Origin of the sequence: Streptomyces sp. NPDC006283, from assembly GCF_040613325.1 — a bacterium.
In the GTDB taxonomy this organism is placed as follows: Bacteria; Actinomycetota; Actinomycetes; order Streptomycetales; family Streptomycetaceae; genus Streptomyces.
Genome location: NZ_JBEXRZ010000048.1, coordinates 1 through 15,072 on the forward strand (window position 1 = coordinate 1; position 15,072 = coordinate 15,072).

Here is a 15,072-nt window from a genome sequence, read left to right on the forward strand (position 1 = left end):
GGCTGACAAAGTCAGCCCCGCCGGGGGACACCGCGCGGAGCGCGGTACGGGCCCCGGGGCTTGCCCCGGTATCGGGAAGGGGCGGGGAGGGGGAGCAGCCCCGCAGGGCCACCGCCCCGCCCCCGCCCCCGTCGCGCGTCAGGTGCGGGGCTCGGCGCCCCGCTTGTGCAGCAGGTCGACCATCAGCTCCACCTCCGAAGCCTGCGCGTCGACCATGCCCTGGGCGAGGTCGCGCTCCACACCGACCGCGCACTGCTCGACGCAGCCCTTGGCCATGGCGATGCCGCCGTTGTGGTGGATGATCATCAGCTGCAGATAGAGGATCTCGGCCTGCTTGCCGCTCAGCCTGCCCAGCCGCTCCAGGTCGGGCTTGGTTGCCATGCCGGGCATCAGCGCCCCGCCGTCGGTGCCGTCGCCCGCCCCGGGCCCGGCGGAATGCCCGCCGTGCCCGGACGCACCGGCCTCGGGCCCCGCGGTCATCCACTCCATTGGCTCGGCGTCCGCGGAGATCTTCGGCAGACCCCACAGGTCCAGCCACCCCAGCATCATGCCGCGCTGGTTGGCCTGGGTGTTGGCGATGTCGTACGCGAGCCTGCGCACCTCTTCGTCCTGCGTGCGGTCGCGGACGATGAACGACATCTCCACCGCCTGCTGGTGATGGACCGACATGTCACGGGCGAAGCCGGCGTCCGCGGACGCCGTCGTCGGCGTACCGCCGCCGGACCCGGACCCGGACCCCGGCCCGTTCCCCGCGGAGGCCACCGTGGCGGCCCCCGCGAACAGCAGCGCGAGCACGACCGCCGTGACGGCGGCCCAGTGCGTTCGCGTCATACCCCTCACTTGCCGCTCAGTCCGCCCGTGCACGCCGCACCCGGCTCGGGCGTCTGCGCGCCCTGCACGTACTTGGTGAAGAACTGGCTGACCCGCGGGTCGTCGGCCGAGTCGACGGTGACCTGCTTGCCCCAGGCGCTCAGCATGATCGCGCCCTGCTGGTCCTTGTAGGGGCTCATCAGCGAGTAGGGCGTCTTCTTGACCATCTTCGTGAGCTCGTCCACGTCGGCCTTGGCGGCCTTGTCGGTGTACGTCACCCACACCGCGCCGTGCTCCAGGGAATGGACGGCGTTGACGTCCGGGATCGGCTCCTTGTAGACGTCGCCGTTGCAGTTCATCCACACCTGGTGGTGGTCGCCGCCCACCGGCGGCTTCATCTCGTAGGTGACGGCCGTCTCGACGTGGTTGCGGCCCAGCTTCTTCGCGTCCCAGGACTTCTCTTCCTTGACCGGGGCCTTGGCCTCGGCGACGCGCTGCTCCTTCTCCTCGGACTCCTTGTTGAGCACGAAGACTCCGAAGCCGACGAGGCCGGCGACGACGACGCCGCTGATGCCGATGGTGAGGATGCGGTTGCGGCGCTCGCGGGACTGCTCGGCGCGGCGCATCTGCTCTATCCGGGCCCGGCGGTCGTTGGTGGTGTTACGGGAAGCCATGGTGGCGTCGTCCTTCGTGAGGTCTGCGGAATGGGTTCAGCGATGCGTGCAAGGCGTGCGGCTGTGTCACGTCCGCAGCACTTGAAGGACGTGCAGGTCCGGGGCGCGTGCGAGCACTCCGGAACGGTCCGGCCCGCCGGCGCTCGCCGGCAGGTCCGGATACGGGGGCCGGGTGCCCGCCGCCACCGGGGCGTCCAGCGGCGGCGCGGTGAGCACCGCCGGGCTCAGCACCGGCAGCATTCCGCAGCCGCCGTCGTCGTACGGGCAGCTGTAGACGGAAGGCGACCCGGGCTGGTGCGCCTGGAATGCCGTCTCGCCGCTGTGGTGCGGACCCGCCGGGCCGAGGCAGATGAAGAGCGCGCCGAGGAGCGTCGCCACGGCGCTCAGCAGAGCCGTGGGACGCGCGGTGCGCGAGAGGCGGTCGGTCCGCGAACCCCCCATGGCCGCAGATCGTAGTAGGCGCGCGCCTCCGTTGCCCCGAACGGGCGGCAAACAGCGACAGCGCAGGGCCCCGCCGCGACGCGACGGGGCCCTGCGGGATCTGTTTCCTCAGACGTGCTCGGGCGCGCGGCCGGCCGGCGACGGAGGGTTCACCACGTCCGCGGCAAGACCTTTCGGGCCTGCCCGGAACAGCCGCCCCGGCCACCAGAACCAGCGGCCCAGGTCGAGGGCGAGCGCCGGCACCAGCACCGTGCGGACCAGGAAGGTGTCGAGCAGGACGCCGATGCCGACGATGACGCCCATCTGCGCCATGGTCACCAGCGGCAGCCCCGCGAAGACCGCGAACGTCGCGGCGAGCACGACGCCCGCACTGGTGATGACGCCGCCGGTGGTCGTCAGCCCCTCCAGCACACCGCGGAGGTGGCCGAACCGCTCCGACTCCTCCCGGACCCGGTGCATCAGGAAGATGTTGTAGTCGATGCCGAGGGCGACCAGGAAGACGAAGCCCATGAGCGGGATCGACCAGTCGACGCCGGCGAAGCCGAGGACGTGCTCGAAGAGGAGGTTCGAGGCGCCGAGCGCCGCGAAGTACGAGAGGACGACCGTGGCGAGCAGCAGGACCGGCGCGACGATCGCCCGCAGCAGCCACACGAGGACGAGCAGCACCACCAGCAGCACGACCGGCACGACGGTCCGCAGATCGCGGTCGGCGGCCCGCTGGGTGTCCAGCGTCTGCGCGGTCGTACCGCCGACCAGGGCGTCGGCCCCCTCGACCCGGTCCACCGCGGAGCGCAGCGCGTCGACGGTGTCCTTCGCGGCGTCGCTGTCCGGGGCGTCCTCCAGAACGACGGACAGGGTCGCCAGCCGGCCGTCGGGGGTGCGCTCGCCGTCGTCGACCCGGGCGACCCCGTCCACGCGGGAGACGGCGGCCTCGACGGCGTCGGTGTGCCCGGCGTTCACGACGACCGTCGCGGGGTCGGAGGCGCCCGACGGGTAGTGCGCGGAGATCCGCTCCTGGGCGACGACCGACTCGGGTTTGTCCTGGAACATCTCGGACTGGGTGAGGCCCATGCTGATGCCGAAGGCACTGATCGCGAGCACGCCCGTGACGGCGACGGACATCAGCCACGACCAGCGCGGCCGGCGAGCGACCATGGCACCGATACGCGACCAGACGGTGACGGATTTGCGTGCGGGAGTGCCGTGCCGGGGCACGAACGGCCAGAACACCCAGCGGCCCGCGATCACCAGCAGCGCCGGCAGCACCGTGACCATCGCCAGGAAGCCGCACACCACGCCGACCGCGCCGACCAGCCCCAGGGACCGCGAGGAGTTGATGTCGGCGAGGGACAGACAGGCGAGGCCGACCGCGATGGTGCCCGCGGAGGCGAGGATCGCCGGGCCCGAGCGGTGCAGCGCGAGCTTCATCGCCGTGTGCCGGTCCTCTTGGCGGTGCAGCTCCTCGCGGTAGCGGGCGATGAGCAGCAGGGCGTAGTCGGTGCCCACACCGAAGACGAGCACCATCAGGATGCCGGCGCTCTGCGGGTCGACCGGCAGGCCCGCGTACTTGGCCAGCAGATAGGTGCTGACCTGGGTGAGGACGGCGGCGAAGCCGACGGACAGCAGCGGGAACAGCCACAGGACCGGGCTGCGGTAGGTGACCAGCAGCAGAAACGCCACCACCAGACCGGTGGCGATCATCAATGTGGCGTCGAGGGTGTCGAAGACCGCGACCTGGTCCATCAGCGAACCGGCCGGCCCGCCGACCTCCACATCGAGGCCGGGTGGCGCGTTGGCGCCGGCGATCTTGCGGATCTCCTCGACCTTGTCGCCGAGTCCGTCCTCCGACGAGAGCGGTACGACGACCATCAGGGCCCTGCCGTCCTCGGACGGCAGCACGGGCGGGACCCGCTCGCCCTTGGCGGCGAACGCGGAGAAGGCGGCCCGGTCCGCCTCCGCCTTGGCGCGGGCCGGCACGCCGACCGTCCGCTCACTGCTGTAGACGGTGACGACGGGCATCAGCGCGTCTGTCCGGAACTTCTCCAACTCCGTGTTGACCTGCGCGGATTCGGCGCCGTGGGGGAGGAAGGCGTTCGGTCCCGACTCCTCGACCTCGCCGAGCTTGCCGGCGAGCGGGCCGAGTGCGACGGCGAGGATCACCCAGCCGACGAGGACGAGCCACTTGGTGCGACTGCCGCCCGGCGCACCGGCCAGGCGCTTCAGCAGCGCTCTCATGAGTAATCTCCTGTGTGTGGAGTTCTGGGCGCACGGGACCCGCACCGCGGCGTGAGGCTTCGCAGACCTGTCGCGGAGTGGGTGGAAGTGCGTGGGTTGTGTGCTCCATGGATACGGCCGGGAGTTGCAGCTCCCGGCCGTATCAACCGGCCGGTACGGCCCTGTTCGGCCGGTCCGTTCAACGGGCCGGGACGCCTATTCGATCTCGCGCATCATCTTCTCCATCGAGGCGAGCGAGATGCGGGTCTGCGTCAGCTCCTCGAGGTTGCGCCGGTGCAGCTCCGTGCTGTCCTCCAGCAACTGCGCGTATTTGACGGCCAGTTCGCGGTACGCCGCGTCACGGGCGGCCAGTGAGCGGGCCCGCCATGTCACGGCGATCTGCCAGACGATGACGATGCAGAGGAGGAAGAAGCCGGCGGATCCGACCGCTCCGACCATGTTCGCGTTCACTTCGCCGTCTCCTTCGTCTTCATCGGGTCCTTCTCCTCCTTCTGTGGGTCCTTCTCCGCGTCCTGCTCCTCGTCGGGCAGAGTCCTCGCCGCCGCGGCCACGACGTCGGGCGTCAGCGTCAGACAGAAGGGCGTCAGCTCGAAGTACTTCATCGCCTTGCCGCCGTCGGACAGCTCCAGCTCGCCCACGACCAGCCCGGCGGCCTCCAGACGCTGCAGGTGCATGTGCAGCAGAGGTCGTCCGATGCCGAGCTCCCGCGCCAGCCGGCTCACGTAGTCCCGCCCGTCGAGGAGGGCTGCCACGATCCGCATCCGATGCGGGTTGCCGAGGGCGGAGAGGATCTTGAGCAGTTGGTCGCCGGTGGGCCCGGGGCCTTCACGCGGGGCCGGGTTCTCGCTCATCGCCGTCCCCCTCGTCCGTACCTGTCAGTTCAGACTGACGCACCCGGGAGGGGGTGTCAAAGAAACCTGACACATGTCCGGGGGGAGTGAGGGGGGCCTCAGGGTCGTCTCGGGGTGGGCCCTGACCCACAATGGGCACAGCCGCGTGCGCAACGTCCCCGAAACCCGCGGATGGGATGCTCGACACAGCAGGTACGCGCCGTGACCGGCAAGGATGGGTGGAAATGGACAAGCAGCAGGAATTCGTGCTCCGTACGCTCGAGGAGCGCGACATTCGCTTCGTACGCCTGTGGTTCACCGATGTGCTCGGCTTCCTCAAGTCGGTCGCCGTGGCACCCGCCGAGCTGGAACAGGCCTTCGACGAGGGCATCGGCTTCGACGGGTCCGCCATCGAGGGCTTCGCCCGCGTCTACGAGTCCGACATGATCGCCAAGCCGGACCCGGGCACCTTCCAGATCCTGCCCTGGCGCGCGGAAGCCCCCGGCACGGCCCGGATGTTCTGCGACATCCTCATGCCGGACGGATCCCCGTCCTTCGCGGACCCGCGCTTCGTGCTGAAGCGCATCCTCGCCAAGACCTCGGACCTGGGCTTCACCTTCTACACCCACCCCGAGATCGAGTTCTTCCTGCTCAAGGACAAGCCCGTCGACGGCAGCCGGCCCACTCCCGCGGACAGCTCCGGCTACTTCGACCACACCCCGCAGAACGTGGGTATGGACTTCCGCCGGCAGGCCATCACGATGCTCGAGTCCATGGGCATCTCGGTCGAGTTCAGCCACCACGAGGGGGCGCCCGGCCAGCAGGAGATCGACCTGCGGTACGCGGACGCGCTCTCCACCGCCGACAACATCATGACGTTCCGCCTGGTCATGAAGCAGGTCGCGCTGGAGCAGGGGGTGCAGGCCACCTTCATGCCGAAGCCGTTCTCGGAGTACCCCGGCTCCGGCATGCACACCCACCTCTCCCTCTTCGAAGGCGACCGCAACGCCTTCTACGAGTCCGGCGCCGAGTACCAGCTCTCCAAGGTGGGCCGCTCCTTCATCGCCGGCCTGCTGGTGCACGCCGCCGAGATCTCGGCCGTCACCAACCAGTGGGTCAACTCCTACAAGCGGATCTGGGGCGGCTCGGCCCGCAGCGCCGGAGCGGGCGGCGAGGCCCCCTCGTACATCTGCTGGGGCCACAACAACCGGTCGGCCCTGATCCGCGTCCCGATGTACAAGCCCGGCAAGACCGGCTCCGCCCGCATCGAGGTCCGCTCCCTGGACTCCGGATGCAACCCGTACCTGGCCTACGCGGTCCTGCTGGCGGCCGGCCTGAAGGGTATCGAGGAGGGCTACGAGCTCCCCGCGGGCGCGGACGACGACGTCTGGGCGCTCTCCGACGCGGAACGCCGCGCGATGGGCATCGCCCCGCTGCCGCAGAACCTGGGCGAGGCGATCGACCTCATGGAGCGCAGCGAGCTGGTCGCCGAGACACTGGGCGAGCACGTCTTCGACTTCTTCCTGCGCAACAAGAAGCAGGAGTGGGAGGAGTACCGCTCCGAGGTCACCGCCTTCGAGCTGCGCAAGTCCCTGCCGGTGCTGTAGGCGCAGGTCAGCGGCGTTCCGGCAGCGGACGTGTGCTCAGGGCCGACGGTCGGAAACCGTCGGCCCTGAGCTGTCTCACCGGCCCTGGGCCGTCTCTGGGCCGTCCGGAGTCGAACCCGCGGCCTCGTACATGGCGTCCACGGCCAGGCGGGTCCGTCCCTCGCTGCTCGGCATCAGGTGGGTGTACACCCGGAGCGTGAACCCCGGGTCGCTGTGACCGAGGTATGTGCTGAGCGCCTTGATGTTCTCGCCGGCATCCAGGAGGACGGAGGCGTAAAAGTGCCGCAGCGCATGCATCCCGTGCTCACGGGCGGTCTGGTGCCGCTCGCCATCCCTGGGCTGCGGGATGATGCCGGCCTGAGCGAGGGCGACCTTCCACACTCGAGTGTTGAAGTCGGTACGCCGGACGGCGCCGCCACCTTTGAGCGAGAAGAACAAGCGCTTCGTGACGAGCGGTCCTTCGGGCTTCAACCAGGGCAGAGCGACGTCGACAGCCGGGAATTCCTCTGCGTGCTCCTGGAGGACTTGCCCGACGTGCCGGGGGAGCGGTACATCGCGCTCCTTACCGCGCTTCGGGGGGCCGAACACGAGGTGACCGTTGACCACCTTCACTTGGTTGGCGACGTGCAGCCACCCGGTGTCGAATCTGACGTGTTCCACTGCCAGACCGAAGATCTCACCCTGCCGAAGCCCGCACCCGCCGCCGATGTCGGCCATCGCCTGGTACCGCGCGGGCAGTGCGGCGCGCACGGCGAGCAGCTGCCCCGGAGTCCACGGTCTTACCCTGGGCGGTACCGGCGCCGGCGGACGGACCGACCGAGACCTGCAGGGGTTCTTGGCGAGCAGCCCGTCATCGACGGCCGCGGCGAGCACGGACGACACACTGGCGAAGATGACGCGCCGATACGAGGACACGGGCAGCACGGGCTCCAGCTCCTTGAGCCAGTCGCGGATGTGCTCCGGCCGGAACGAATCGAGTGGTCGCGTCCCGAGGTAGGGGAATGCGTGGCGCCGGAGTTGCACGGCCACGGATGTGCGCGTCGTCGGATCCGTCGACTGGGACTCCAGCCACCTGTCTCCGTACTGGCGGAACGTGGTTCGGCCTGCGGTGGGGTCGATGTACTGGCCGCGGGACATGTCGCTTTCGGTGTGGGCGAGCCACTTTTCGGCGAGGCGCTTTTGCTTGTCGGGGAAGCTCTTGGACTTCTCGGTGCCGTCGGGGCCGATGTAGCGGGCGCGGTAGCGGAGCCCGAGGCCGTAGCGGTCGGTCCGGACTCGGACGGGTTTGCCGTCGGGGCCGGTGTCGGCTTTGAACCAGCGGTCTTGGATGTGGCCGGCCATGCGGCTGTGGTCCTCTCGGTGCATGGGAAAGCCCGGGACGCTCTGGTGGGAGCGTCCCGGGCTGAAGGGGCAGGCGTTGTCAGGCGGCGGCGTTGGCGTCGCTCTGTTGGGCCACCCAGTCGCGGACGGCGGCGGGGTCGTAGCGGACGTGGCGGCCGACGCGGAAGCCGGGCGGGCCGGTGCGCTGCTTGCGCCAGTGGTAGACGGTTTCGATCGGGACGGAGAACTTCGCGGCGATGTCCTCGGGGGTGAGGTAGCGGTCGGGGAGGTTGGCCCGGAGCGTGGCTCGAGGGTCGGAGTCGGTCACTGGATGTCCTCCGGAAGAGCTTTGCGAGGCTGGGGGCGGCGCCTTTCAGGCGGTCGCGTGTGTCCGAGGTGCCGATTTCTGCGTCATTGCGTCACCTGCGTCACGGCGCGCGTCTGACCTGTGGTTTCTTGTGACGTGGCGCATCGTGGGTGCGTCATCGGTGACGCAGGGCCTGTGTCACCGATGACGCAGATGACGCGGAATGACGCAGCCGCCGCCTTCTGCGTCACTCCCGTTGTGGCAGGTCGGGGGCCGTTTTGTGCCCCTAGGTGACGCAGGTGACGCAGCGTCTCTTCCCTTAAGACAAAGGGAGGGGTGTCTGTTGTGGTGTGGCGCGGCTTAAGGGCGTGATTGGGAACCGCTTCGCGGCGCGACCATCAAGCGGCGGCGAGCCGCCGAACTACAAGAGGAGCACGCCTCGGCGCGGGGCCGGGTGCTCTTCTTGCTTGTCCGCACCAGGCACCGTCGTGCTGCTGCAGGTCAATGCAGCGCATGCTGCTGGTGTGCGGCCGGCTCGGGCGGGCGGGTCATCTCGATGTAGCGAGCGGTGCCGGTGCGGCCCCAGTCGATGAGCATGCCCCGGGCTGCGAGGGTCGGTTGAAGGCGCTTGAGGCGGTCGGAGAGGACTTTGCCGGTCGCGGGCCAGCCTTTGGGCAGGGGACGGCACTCCTCGCCGCTGTAGAGGCCGGTGAGGGCGTGCAGCAACTCCGAGGACGTCATCCGCGTCTCCTCGCCGGGCACCATGCCGGCCGCGTGCTTGAGTACGGTCTGCGCCAGGAGGTCGCCTTCGATGACGTCGTCGTTGAGGTCGTCCAAGCTGGCCCGGTAGGCGTTGAGCGAGCCGAAGCCGGTCGCCGCGTCGAGCTGCGCGCACAGGTGCGCGAAGTCGGCCATCCGCAGGTCGGTCGGGATGTCCGCCTCGGCGGCCCGCACCTTCACGGTCAGGTCCAGGAGCGAGCCGAGAATGACGGGCAGAACCTCCGCGTACTCCGCCCACAGTTCCGCCTCGGTGCGCCGCACGCGCGGACGTTCCAGACGCAGCGGCAGGAGGCGTTCGGCGAGGTCGGGCCGGATGACGCCGACGTCGATGCCGGTCAGCAGCATCGGGCGGCGGTAGCGGGCGCGGAAGACGTCCCCGTCGGTGAACAGGGCGCGCTTGACGTTTTCGGCCCCGGTGACGATGCAGCACATGGCGTCGGACAGGTCCGGGGTCATGTGGGAGAGGTTGTCCAGGGCGGTGACCCACCCGGCGGCGACGGCCGCCGTCAGGTTCTCCTCGTCCTTCGGCGCGCGGCGCAGGTCGCCGCTCATGCCCTCGATGATGCGCACGAGCATCCGCCCGGCGGTGGACTTGCCCGCGCCTTGGGGGCCGGTGAGGAACGGGGCCGGGACGGGGACGGAGGGTTCAAGGCAGCCGATGAGCCAAGCGATGGCCAGGCACTCGGTCTCCGCGTTGGCGAAGTTGCACAGCCGTAGGAGGAGGTCGATTCCCTTGCCGTCGGTGTCCTTGGCCGGCAGGGGCAGTTCCCCGGTGAGCTGGGTGCGCCGCCAGCACACTTCGCGCGGGTCCGGGATAGCGATGTCCCAGCCGGTGGGGTGGATACGGACCGACTGCCCGTCGGCGCGGCCGAGGTCGAGCCATGTGGCGCCGTCGAACCCTGGCGCCACGCGGATATGGACGGGCTGGGTGTCCTCGGTCAGCGCCAGTGCCTCAATGAGGTCCAGTGCTTCCTTGAGGGCGGTGCCGTTGAACACGCCGATGCCGTCCTTGAACAGGCCGACCATGAGTTCCTGCCGGTGGCTGCCCGTCGTGCCCTGCGAGCGGATCGGCCGCGCCACAGGGTGGCCGTTCTTCTGCGCGTAGACGGTCCCGTCTGCGGTGCGGAAGTACCGGAAGTGGGCCTGCGCGTAGTCGGTGATGACCTCGCGGGCCGGGGTCTTCTCTTCGTCGGACATGGCTCACATCCCCAGTGCGGTGCGGGCATTGGCCCACGCGTCGGTGCAGTGCCGGGCACTTTCGCCCTTGGCCTGCGCGGCGGTGAACAGCCGCCCGATGTGGATGTCGGTCAGGCAGCCGCACCGGCCGTGCACGGACAGCACGGCGAGAAACGTGCGGTACACGGTGGCGTGAACTGCGGTGCGGGCCTCGGTGATGCGCTGCTCCGCCATCGCGATGCCACGCTCGAGGTAGACCGGCGTGAGGTGACGGCACTCCCCACCCCCGGCGAGCGCGGGCATGGTGCCAGCCGTGTGTGTGGGCCGGGCCGGGCCGGACTTCTTCACGGCCAGGGCGCGGACAGCGTCAGGCAGGCTGGCCATGGTGCCCGTACCAGGGCCGAGCCATCGGGCGTAGGCCATCGTGGACTTGATGTCCACGCCCGCCCGGACGGCGTTCACCGACCGCATCGTGCCGAGATAGATCCAGTGCTCGCCGCGCGTGGTGGCGACGATGCGCGTCGGCGGGAGCGTGGTGCGGGCCCAGGCGACGGCAGGCGCGTCGTCAAGGTCTACGACGGTGAGCCCGGCCCCGGCGGGGTGGTAGGCGATGGCGGCGGCCGTGCGCCACATCGGCGCCCACGCGGGTGATGTGATGACGGTGGGGTCGGTGGCGGCGGCGGCCCAGCCGTGGCACGCGCGTGGGCACCGGCAGCGCCCGGCGGTCTTCATGTTCGGCCGCCCGCCGCACGCGCCGCCCGTGCAGTCGGGGCAGTTCCCGAACGGGACCTTGCCCGCCCGCAGGGGCAACACCGGAATGCCGACCTGGGCGAGCGTGAGCGCAGTGGTCAGAGCGCGCGGCCTGCGGTCGGGTGCTCGCCGGATGGCAGTGGGTTGGGTCATGCTGGATGTCTCCAGTTCCGTAGAGAGTGCTGGCAGACGAGAGCGGCCCCGGTTCATTGGCGTGAGTGGGGCCGCTCTCGGCGTGTCAGAAGGGCGGTTGGTTGCTGTAGCCGTCGGGTCCCCTGGGGCGGGTACTCGCGGCGGGGCTGGCGCGGAGCGGCAGCAGTCAGCTACCGGGCCAGGGTGAGCTGGCCGGGTTCGGACGCAGTCGTAACCGTCGGCCTGCGTCGTGGGTTGGTCGGGCATGGATCTCGACGAGCAGCTCTACGCACCTGGCCACCGGGAATTGCTGCTCACGATCGGGAGGGGCATGCGGTGCTTCGCTTGCTCCAGCCCGTCGCCGACAAGGACGGCGGCGGGGCGGCTGCGGCCGACGAGCTGATCATGAGACTCGCACGGCGCCTGCCGGAGCCCCCGGCATAGAATCGAATATGTGTCCGATTCTGTTCCGCGTCTTGAGCTGCTGCGCTTCCTGCGTCGTGTCCAGCAGCAGCAGCTCCAGCAGACCGACCGATGGATCGCGCAGGAGGAGCAGCGCGCCGCCACGGCCGGCCGCGCCGAACGGACACGCCCGCCCAAGGATCCGGGGTTCGTCGTCTCTCACGGCATCGGAGAGGACCGCCGCCCGTTCGAGGTCCATGTGGGCGACTGCCGTATGGCGAAGCGGACGAAGCCCGTGCCGCCGATCGAGGCGCGCCGGCTGCTCACGGAGAACGTGGAGGCGTGCCAGTTCTGCCGCCCCGACAGCGAGCTCGGGATGCTGGAATGAACGACTGTTATTCCGTCTGAGGGTTGTCGTCGTGGTGCGCGGGGGTTCTACAGGGCGGGGATGGCGTTGATGACGGCGTTGGCGAGTTGGTTGATGGGCGTCGCGGCGCCGGTGGAGGCGAGGAAGAAGCCGAACCCGGCGGCGGTGAATGCGGCTCCGGCGCTGAGGCTGTGGGAGCGGAGCAGGAAGAACAGGACGAGTCCGAAGAGCAGGACGAGCGAGACGGTCACGGCCATGCCGGTGGTCTCCCTTCCGGGTCAGGGGCGGATGGTGGGTCGGTGGGGTCGGGTGCCGACGCGCTGGATGCTGCGGCCGGTGTTGAGCAGGCGGCGGCCGATGCGCAGCCGCAGGCGTTGTCCTCGGCAGCGGCGGCAGACCTTGACGGCCCGGCGGACCTGTCGAATGCCGGTTCCTCGGCACTTGCGGCAGGGCCCGAACGGGCTGACCGCGCACAACGCTGCGTAACTGGCGAGGATCAGTAGGACGGCGAGGCTAGCGAGAGCCACGGGGGCTCACATCCCTTCACGGGGCGGGGTTCGGGGGTTTTCGCAGGTGGGCCGCTAGACGCTAGTGCGCTGATCAGCGGCCCTACCGGTTGCTAGCGGGGCTGCTAGACCTAGCAGGCGCGGGTGCTAGGTCTAGCAGCGCTGCTTGAGCTAGGCGGCGGACCGATCGGCGTTACGGCGAGTGATGGCGGCGGCGACGTCGGCGCGCTTGATGCCGCGCCGGTTGGCCCCCTCGCCGGTGTCGGTCTGGCCCCAGATTTGGCCGGGCTTGATGCCCCAGGGCTTGAGCGCGGCGGTGACGTTCTCGCCCTCCCACCCCGCATAGGTCTCGGGGGTGTGGGCGGTTAGCCGGGCGGCGATGCGCTCGCACCAGACGGCCTTTTCGCCGTCCGCGATCACGTCGAGGACGTCGGCGAGGATGTCCGACCCATTGCTCTTCTCCGGGCCGTTGCCGATGGCGTGGCCGGTGACGTTGCCGTACTCCTCGCGGGCCTGGCGGGCGCGGGCGACGATGCGTTCGGCGGCGACGGCGTCCACGAACGCGGAGGCGACGATGCGCGGGTCGTCGCCCTCGCCGGCCATCCAGCAGATACCGCGGTCGGATCGGGAGAACATGGTGGCGCGGTAGCCCGACTTGTACATCGAGGTGCCGAGGACCATGTCGTTGGCGGGCTGGCCCATGACCTTGAGGCAGAACCGCAGCACCGCGTTCGCGCTGATGCCGGTGGGCAGGGACTTGGCGTCGGGCCGCTGGGTGCCGAACATGGCCACGATCCCCAGGGCGGGGCCGCGCTTGACCAGGTCGGTGCAGATGGCTTCGATTTCCTTGCCGTGCTCCTGGTGCTCGAATGGAACCTGGCACTCGTCGAACCCGACCACAATCGGGTGCAGCCCCAGCGACCGATCGGCGGCCAGCTCCGGGGTCACCTTGGACTCCGGGCAGCGCGAGCGCGGCAGGGACTTGATGACCTTTGCCCGGCGCCGCAGCTCTTCCTTGAGCTCCCGCAGGGACTCGACGACGTAGGCGATGTCCTCGTCCTCCTCGCCTGCCCGGTACCGGTGGCAGACCGGTTCGAGGGCGCCGAAGTCGCCGGTGCCCTTGAAGTCGAACGCGTGCACCTCGGCCCGCGGGTCAAGGGCGGCGATGAGCAGGAACAGCCGCATCAGGAACGTCTTGCCCATCCGCGGAATCGACCCGACGACGACGGAGGCGAACATGAGGGTGACGGCCACGTCGCGCATGCGCTGGTCGTTGCCGAACACCACCGGCCGAAACAGGTCCACCGTGCCAGTCTTCGCGAGCGGCCAGGCCGGTTTGGTGGTCTCGTTCATCGGCTTGTCCCCAACCCACAGAACGAGCCGTCCCTCGTGCTGCTCCGGGTCAGGGGAGGGCCAGACGCAGCCGGTCTTGCGACGCAGGCCGGAGGCGAGGGGCTTGCGGGCCTCCATGATGTCCTCGGGAGTGACGCCGTAGGGGAGATCGAGGTCGGCACGGTAGCCGGGCCCGTCGCGGACGATCTCCGAGACGAACCGCAGCCCGTTCATGTCCCCGCCCTTCTTGATGGCGGCGGTGATCTTCGCGTTCCCGATCGAGTCCAGGCCCCGGAGCACGATGGAGCCGGTGAGCTTCTGCACCTCCGTCTTCAGCACCGCCGGGCCGACGACCGGCGCGTCCGGCTGCTGGCCACCGAGACCGAGCAGCAGTACGCCGCCGGCGGTGAACGCGTACAGGAACGCGGGTGCCAGGACGTAGAGCCAGAGGGCGAACCCGACTCCGAATACGGCCGCGACCAGCGTGACGAGCCCACGTAGCCGCACCCGTCCGGCCCTCAGCCGGGCCAGGCGCATGTACTCCTCCACGTCCTCCGTCTGCACAGCGAAGGCGCGCAGCGGGGCAGCCTCGCGGTCCCACACCCACCGGTTGGTGGACGCGATGAACCGGCACGCGCCCCGCGGCGACATCAGCGCGAGGCGGCCCGCGTAGACGGGAAGGCGGACGCCATGGAACAGGGTCGCGTAGCCAAGGTTCGGGCCGGCGTGGCGGGCGGTGGCCAGGAAGTCGCGCCGGTTGGTGAGCCATCCGGCGAGCACGGGCTTGCGCTTCTCGATGCTCACCTTCGGGTCCGGAAGGTTGGGGTTGTCGACCGGCAGCGGCGCGGCCGGCGCATCGTCGTCGCGGTCTATGTCGGGGACGGGCCGCAGGTGCGCGGCCGAAGGGGTGTCGGTCATGCTGGGGTCTCTCCTGCTGCTCGAAAAGGGTGGTGGGAAGGGGCCCGGGGCGGCCGGGATGCTTGGCGGCTGTCGACCGCCCCGGGGCACAGCTACTTGGCGCCGTTCTTCTTGGCGTCGCGCTCTTCGCGCTTGCGGGCCTGCTCCAGGACGCGGTCGAACTTGCGCTGCAGGTCGCCCTGGTGGACACGGCCACCGTTCACGCGGTCGTCGGCGATGCCGCGCTTGGCCATCCGGGCGGTGAGCCATACGAGCTTGGCCTTCTCGCCTGTGGTGAGCTTGGGTTCACGCGGCATCGCGCACCGCCTGGCCCTGCTCCTCGATGGCGGCGGCGGTGGCGAGCTGCGCCCACACGGCCGCCTGCTCGACGACGCCGCGCGGCATGTCCGCCGGGTGCCAACTCGTGAGCAGGTTCTCGGCCTTGTCGCGAAATTCCTTGCTGGTCACGGTCACTTCTCCCGTCCGGGCCGGACTATCCGACTCCC

Annotated in this window: 16 protein-coding genes; 2 read left to right on the top strand and 14 right to left on the bottom strand. The window is 69.9% G+C overall.

All coding sequences use genetic code 11. From position 1 onward, the window contains the following. Positions 1–138: 138 nt before the first annotated feature. The 6 genes from ABZ070_RS13085 to ABZ070_RS13110 form a co-directional block, all read right to left on the bottom strand. Entirely contained in the window at positions 139–831 is a 693-nt protein-coding gene (locus tag ABZ070_RS13085) for a DUF305 domain-containing protein (protein ID WP_356633027.1), read from the bottom strand. Positions 832–836: 5 nt separating this feature from the next. Beyond that, positions 837–1,484: a DUF3105 domain-containing protein gene (locus ABZ070_RS13090; RefSeq protein ID WP_356633029.1), complete on the bottom strand. Its 648-nt coding sequence runs from the start codon at positions 1,482–1,484 to the stop codon at positions 837–839. Between the two features lie 66 nt (positions 1,485–1,550). Next, positions 1,551–1,925, bottom strand: coding sequence for a hypothetical protein (locus ABZ070_RS13095; RefSeq protein ID WP_356633031.1), 375 nt, complete (start codon positions 1,923–1,925; stop codon positions 1,551–1,553). Positions 1,926–2,033: 108 nt separating this feature from the next. Then, positions 2,034–4,160 (bottom strand): MMPL family transporter, encoded by a 2,127-nt coding sequence (locus ABZ070_RS13100; protein WP_356633033.1) that lies wholly within the window; start codon positions 4,158–4,160, stop codon positions 2,034–2,036. A gap of 195 nt (positions 4,161–4,355) precedes the next feature. Beyond that, on the bottom strand, positions 4,356–4,598 hold the full coding sequence (locus ABZ070_RS13105; protein WP_356633107.1) for a hypothetical protein: 243 nt from the start codon (positions 4,596–4,598) through the stop codon (positions 4,356–4,358). Between the two features lie 8 nt (positions 4,599–4,606). Next, positions 4,607–5,011: a winged helix-turn-helix domain-containing protein gene (locus tag ABZ070_RS13110; protein WP_356633035.1), complete on the bottom strand. Its 405-nt coding sequence runs from the start codon at positions 5,009–5,011 to the stop codon at positions 4,607–4,609. Between the two features lie 224 nt (positions 5,012–5,235). Between ABZ070_RS13110 and ABZ070_RS13115 the strand changes: the two genes are divergently transcribed. Beyond that, a complete protein-coding gene (locus ABZ070_RS13115) occupies positions 5,236–6,597 on the top strand; it encodes a glutamine synthetase family protein (protein ID WP_356633037.1) in 1,362 nt (453 codons plus the stop codon). A gap of 75 nt (positions 6,598–6,672) precedes the next feature. Here ABZ070_RS13115 and ABZ070_RS13120 read toward each other — a convergent pair whose 3' ends face one another. The 4 genes from ABZ070_RS13120 to ABZ070_RS13135 form a co-directional block, all read right to left on the bottom strand. Beyond that, positions 6,673–7,938: a site-specific integrase gene (locus tag ABZ070_RS13120; protein ID WP_356633039.1), complete on the bottom strand. Its 1,266-nt coding sequence runs from the start codon at positions 7,936–7,938 to the stop codon at positions 6,673–6,675. 79 nt (positions 7,939–8,017) lie between these two features. Further along, positions 8,018–8,245: a helix-turn-helix domain-containing protein gene (locus ABZ070_RS13125; RefSeq protein WP_356633041.1), complete on the bottom strand. Its 228-nt coding sequence runs from the start codon at positions 8,243–8,245 to the stop codon at positions 8,018–8,020. A 480-nt stretch (positions 8,246–8,725) separates the two neighbouring features. Then, positions 8,726–10,201, bottom strand: a complete 1,476-nt coding sequence (locus ABZ070_RS13130) for an ATP-binding protein (protein WP_356633043.1) — start codon at positions 10,199–10,201, stop codon at positions 8,726–8,728. Between the two features lie 3 nt (positions 10,202–10,204). Beyond that, positions 10,205–11,083, bottom strand: a complete 879-nt coding sequence (locus ABZ070_RS13135) for a DNA primase (protein ID WP_356633045.1) — start codon at positions 11,081–11,083, stop codon at positions 10,205–10,207. A 433-nt stretch (positions 11,084–11,516) separates the two neighbouring features. Here ABZ070_RS13135 and ABZ070_RS13140 point away from each other — a divergent pair, with 433 nt between their 5' ends. Further along, complete coding sequence (locus tag ABZ070_RS13140) at positions 11,517–11,852, top strand: DUF6233 domain-containing protein (protein ID WP_356633047.1); 336 nt, start codon at positions 11,517–11,519, stop codon at positions 11,850–11,852. A gap of 47 nt (positions 11,853–11,899) precedes the next feature. Here the strand turns inward: ABZ070_RS13140 and ABZ070_RS13145 are convergent, their stop codons facing one another. The 4 genes from ABZ070_RS13145 to ABZ070_RS13160 form a co-directional block, all read right to left on the bottom strand. Further along, positions 11,900–12,088 (bottom strand): hypothetical protein, encoded by a 189-nt coding sequence (locus ABZ070_RS13145; RefSeq protein ID WP_356633049.1) that lies wholly within the window; start codon positions 12,086–12,088, stop codon positions 11,900–11,902. A gap of 420 nt (positions 12,089–12,508) precedes the next feature. Beyond that, positions 12,509–14,587, bottom strand: coding sequence for a cell division protein FtsK (locus ABZ070_RS13150; RefSeq protein WP_356633051.1), 2,079 nt, complete (start codon positions 14,585–14,587; stop codon positions 12,509–12,511). A 92-nt stretch (positions 14,588–14,679) separates the two neighbouring features. Then, a complete protein-coding gene (locus ABZ070_RS13155; RefSeq protein WP_356633053.1) occupies positions 14,680–14,883 on the bottom strand; it encodes a DUF6257 family protein in 204 nt (67 codons plus the stop codon). Further along, positions 14,873–15,034: a hypothetical protein gene (locus tag ABZ070_RS13160; RefSeq protein ID WP_356633055.1), complete on the bottom strand. Its 162-nt coding sequence runs from the start codon at positions 15,032–15,034 to the stop codon at positions 14,873–14,875. Before ABZ070_RS13160 ends, ABZ070_RS13155 begins: the two co-directional genes overlap by 11 nt. Between the last annotated feature and the right edge of the window lie 38 nt (positions 15,035–15,072).

What these genes read in the sequence shown, in the direction of transcription:
- ABZ070_RS13085 (WP_356633027.1), bottom strand. Translation starts at nt 831, where the DNA reads ATGACGCGAACGCACTGGGCCGCCGTCACGGCGGTCGTGCTCGCGCTG.
- ABZ070_RS13090 (WP_356633029.1), bottom strand. Translation starts at nt 1,484, where the DNA reads ATGGCTTCCCGTAACACCACCAACGACCGCCGGGCCCGGATAGAGCAG.
- ABZ070_RS13095 (WP_356633031.1), bottom strand. Translation starts at nt 1,925, where the DNA reads ATGGGGGGTTCGCGGACCGACCGCCTCTCGCGCACCGCGCGTCCCACG.
- ABZ070_RS13100 (WP_356633033.1), bottom strand. Translation starts at nt 4,160, where the DNA reads ATGAGAGCGCTGCTGAAGCGCCTGGCCGGTGCGCCGGGCGGCAGTCGC.
- ABZ070_RS13105 (WP_356633107.1), bottom strand. Translation starts at nt 4,598, where the DNA reads ATGGTCGGAGCGGTCGGATCCGCCGGCTTCTTCCTCCTCTGCATCGTC.
- ABZ070_RS13110 (WP_356633035.1), bottom strand. Translation starts at nt 5,011, where the DNA reads ATGAGCGAGAACCCGGCCCCGCGTGAAGGCCCCGGGCCCACCGGCGAC.
- ABZ070_RS13115 (WP_356633037.1), top strand. Translation starts at nt 5,236, where the DNA reads ATGGACAAGCAGCAGGAATTCGTGCTCCGTACGCTCGAGGAGCGCGAC.
- ABZ070_RS13120 (WP_356633039.1), bottom strand. Translation starts at nt 7,938, where the DNA reads ATGGCCGGCCACATCCAAGACCGCTGGTTCAAAGCCGACACCGGCCCC.
- ABZ070_RS13130 (WP_356633043.1), bottom strand. Translation starts at nt 10,201, where the DNA reads ATGTCCGACGAAGAGAAGACCCCGGCCCGCGAGGTCATCACCGACTAC.
- ABZ070_RS13135 (WP_356633045.1), bottom strand. Translation starts at nt 11,083, where the DNA reads ATGACCCAACCCACTGCCATCCGGCGAGCACCCGACCGCAGGCCGCGC.
- ABZ070_RS13145 (WP_356633049.1), bottom strand. Translation starts at nt 12,088, where the DNA reads ATGGCCGTGACCGTCTCGCTCGTCCTGCTCTTCGGACTCGTCCTGTTC.
- ABZ070_RS13150 (WP_356633051.1), bottom strand. Translation starts at nt 14,587, where the DNA reads ATGACCGACACCCCTTCGGCCGCGCACCTGCGGCCCGTCCCCGACATA.
- ABZ070_RS13155 (WP_356633053.1), bottom strand. Translation starts at nt 14,883, where the DNA reads ATGCCGCGTGAACCCAAGCTCACCACAGGCGAGAAGGCCAAGCTCGTA.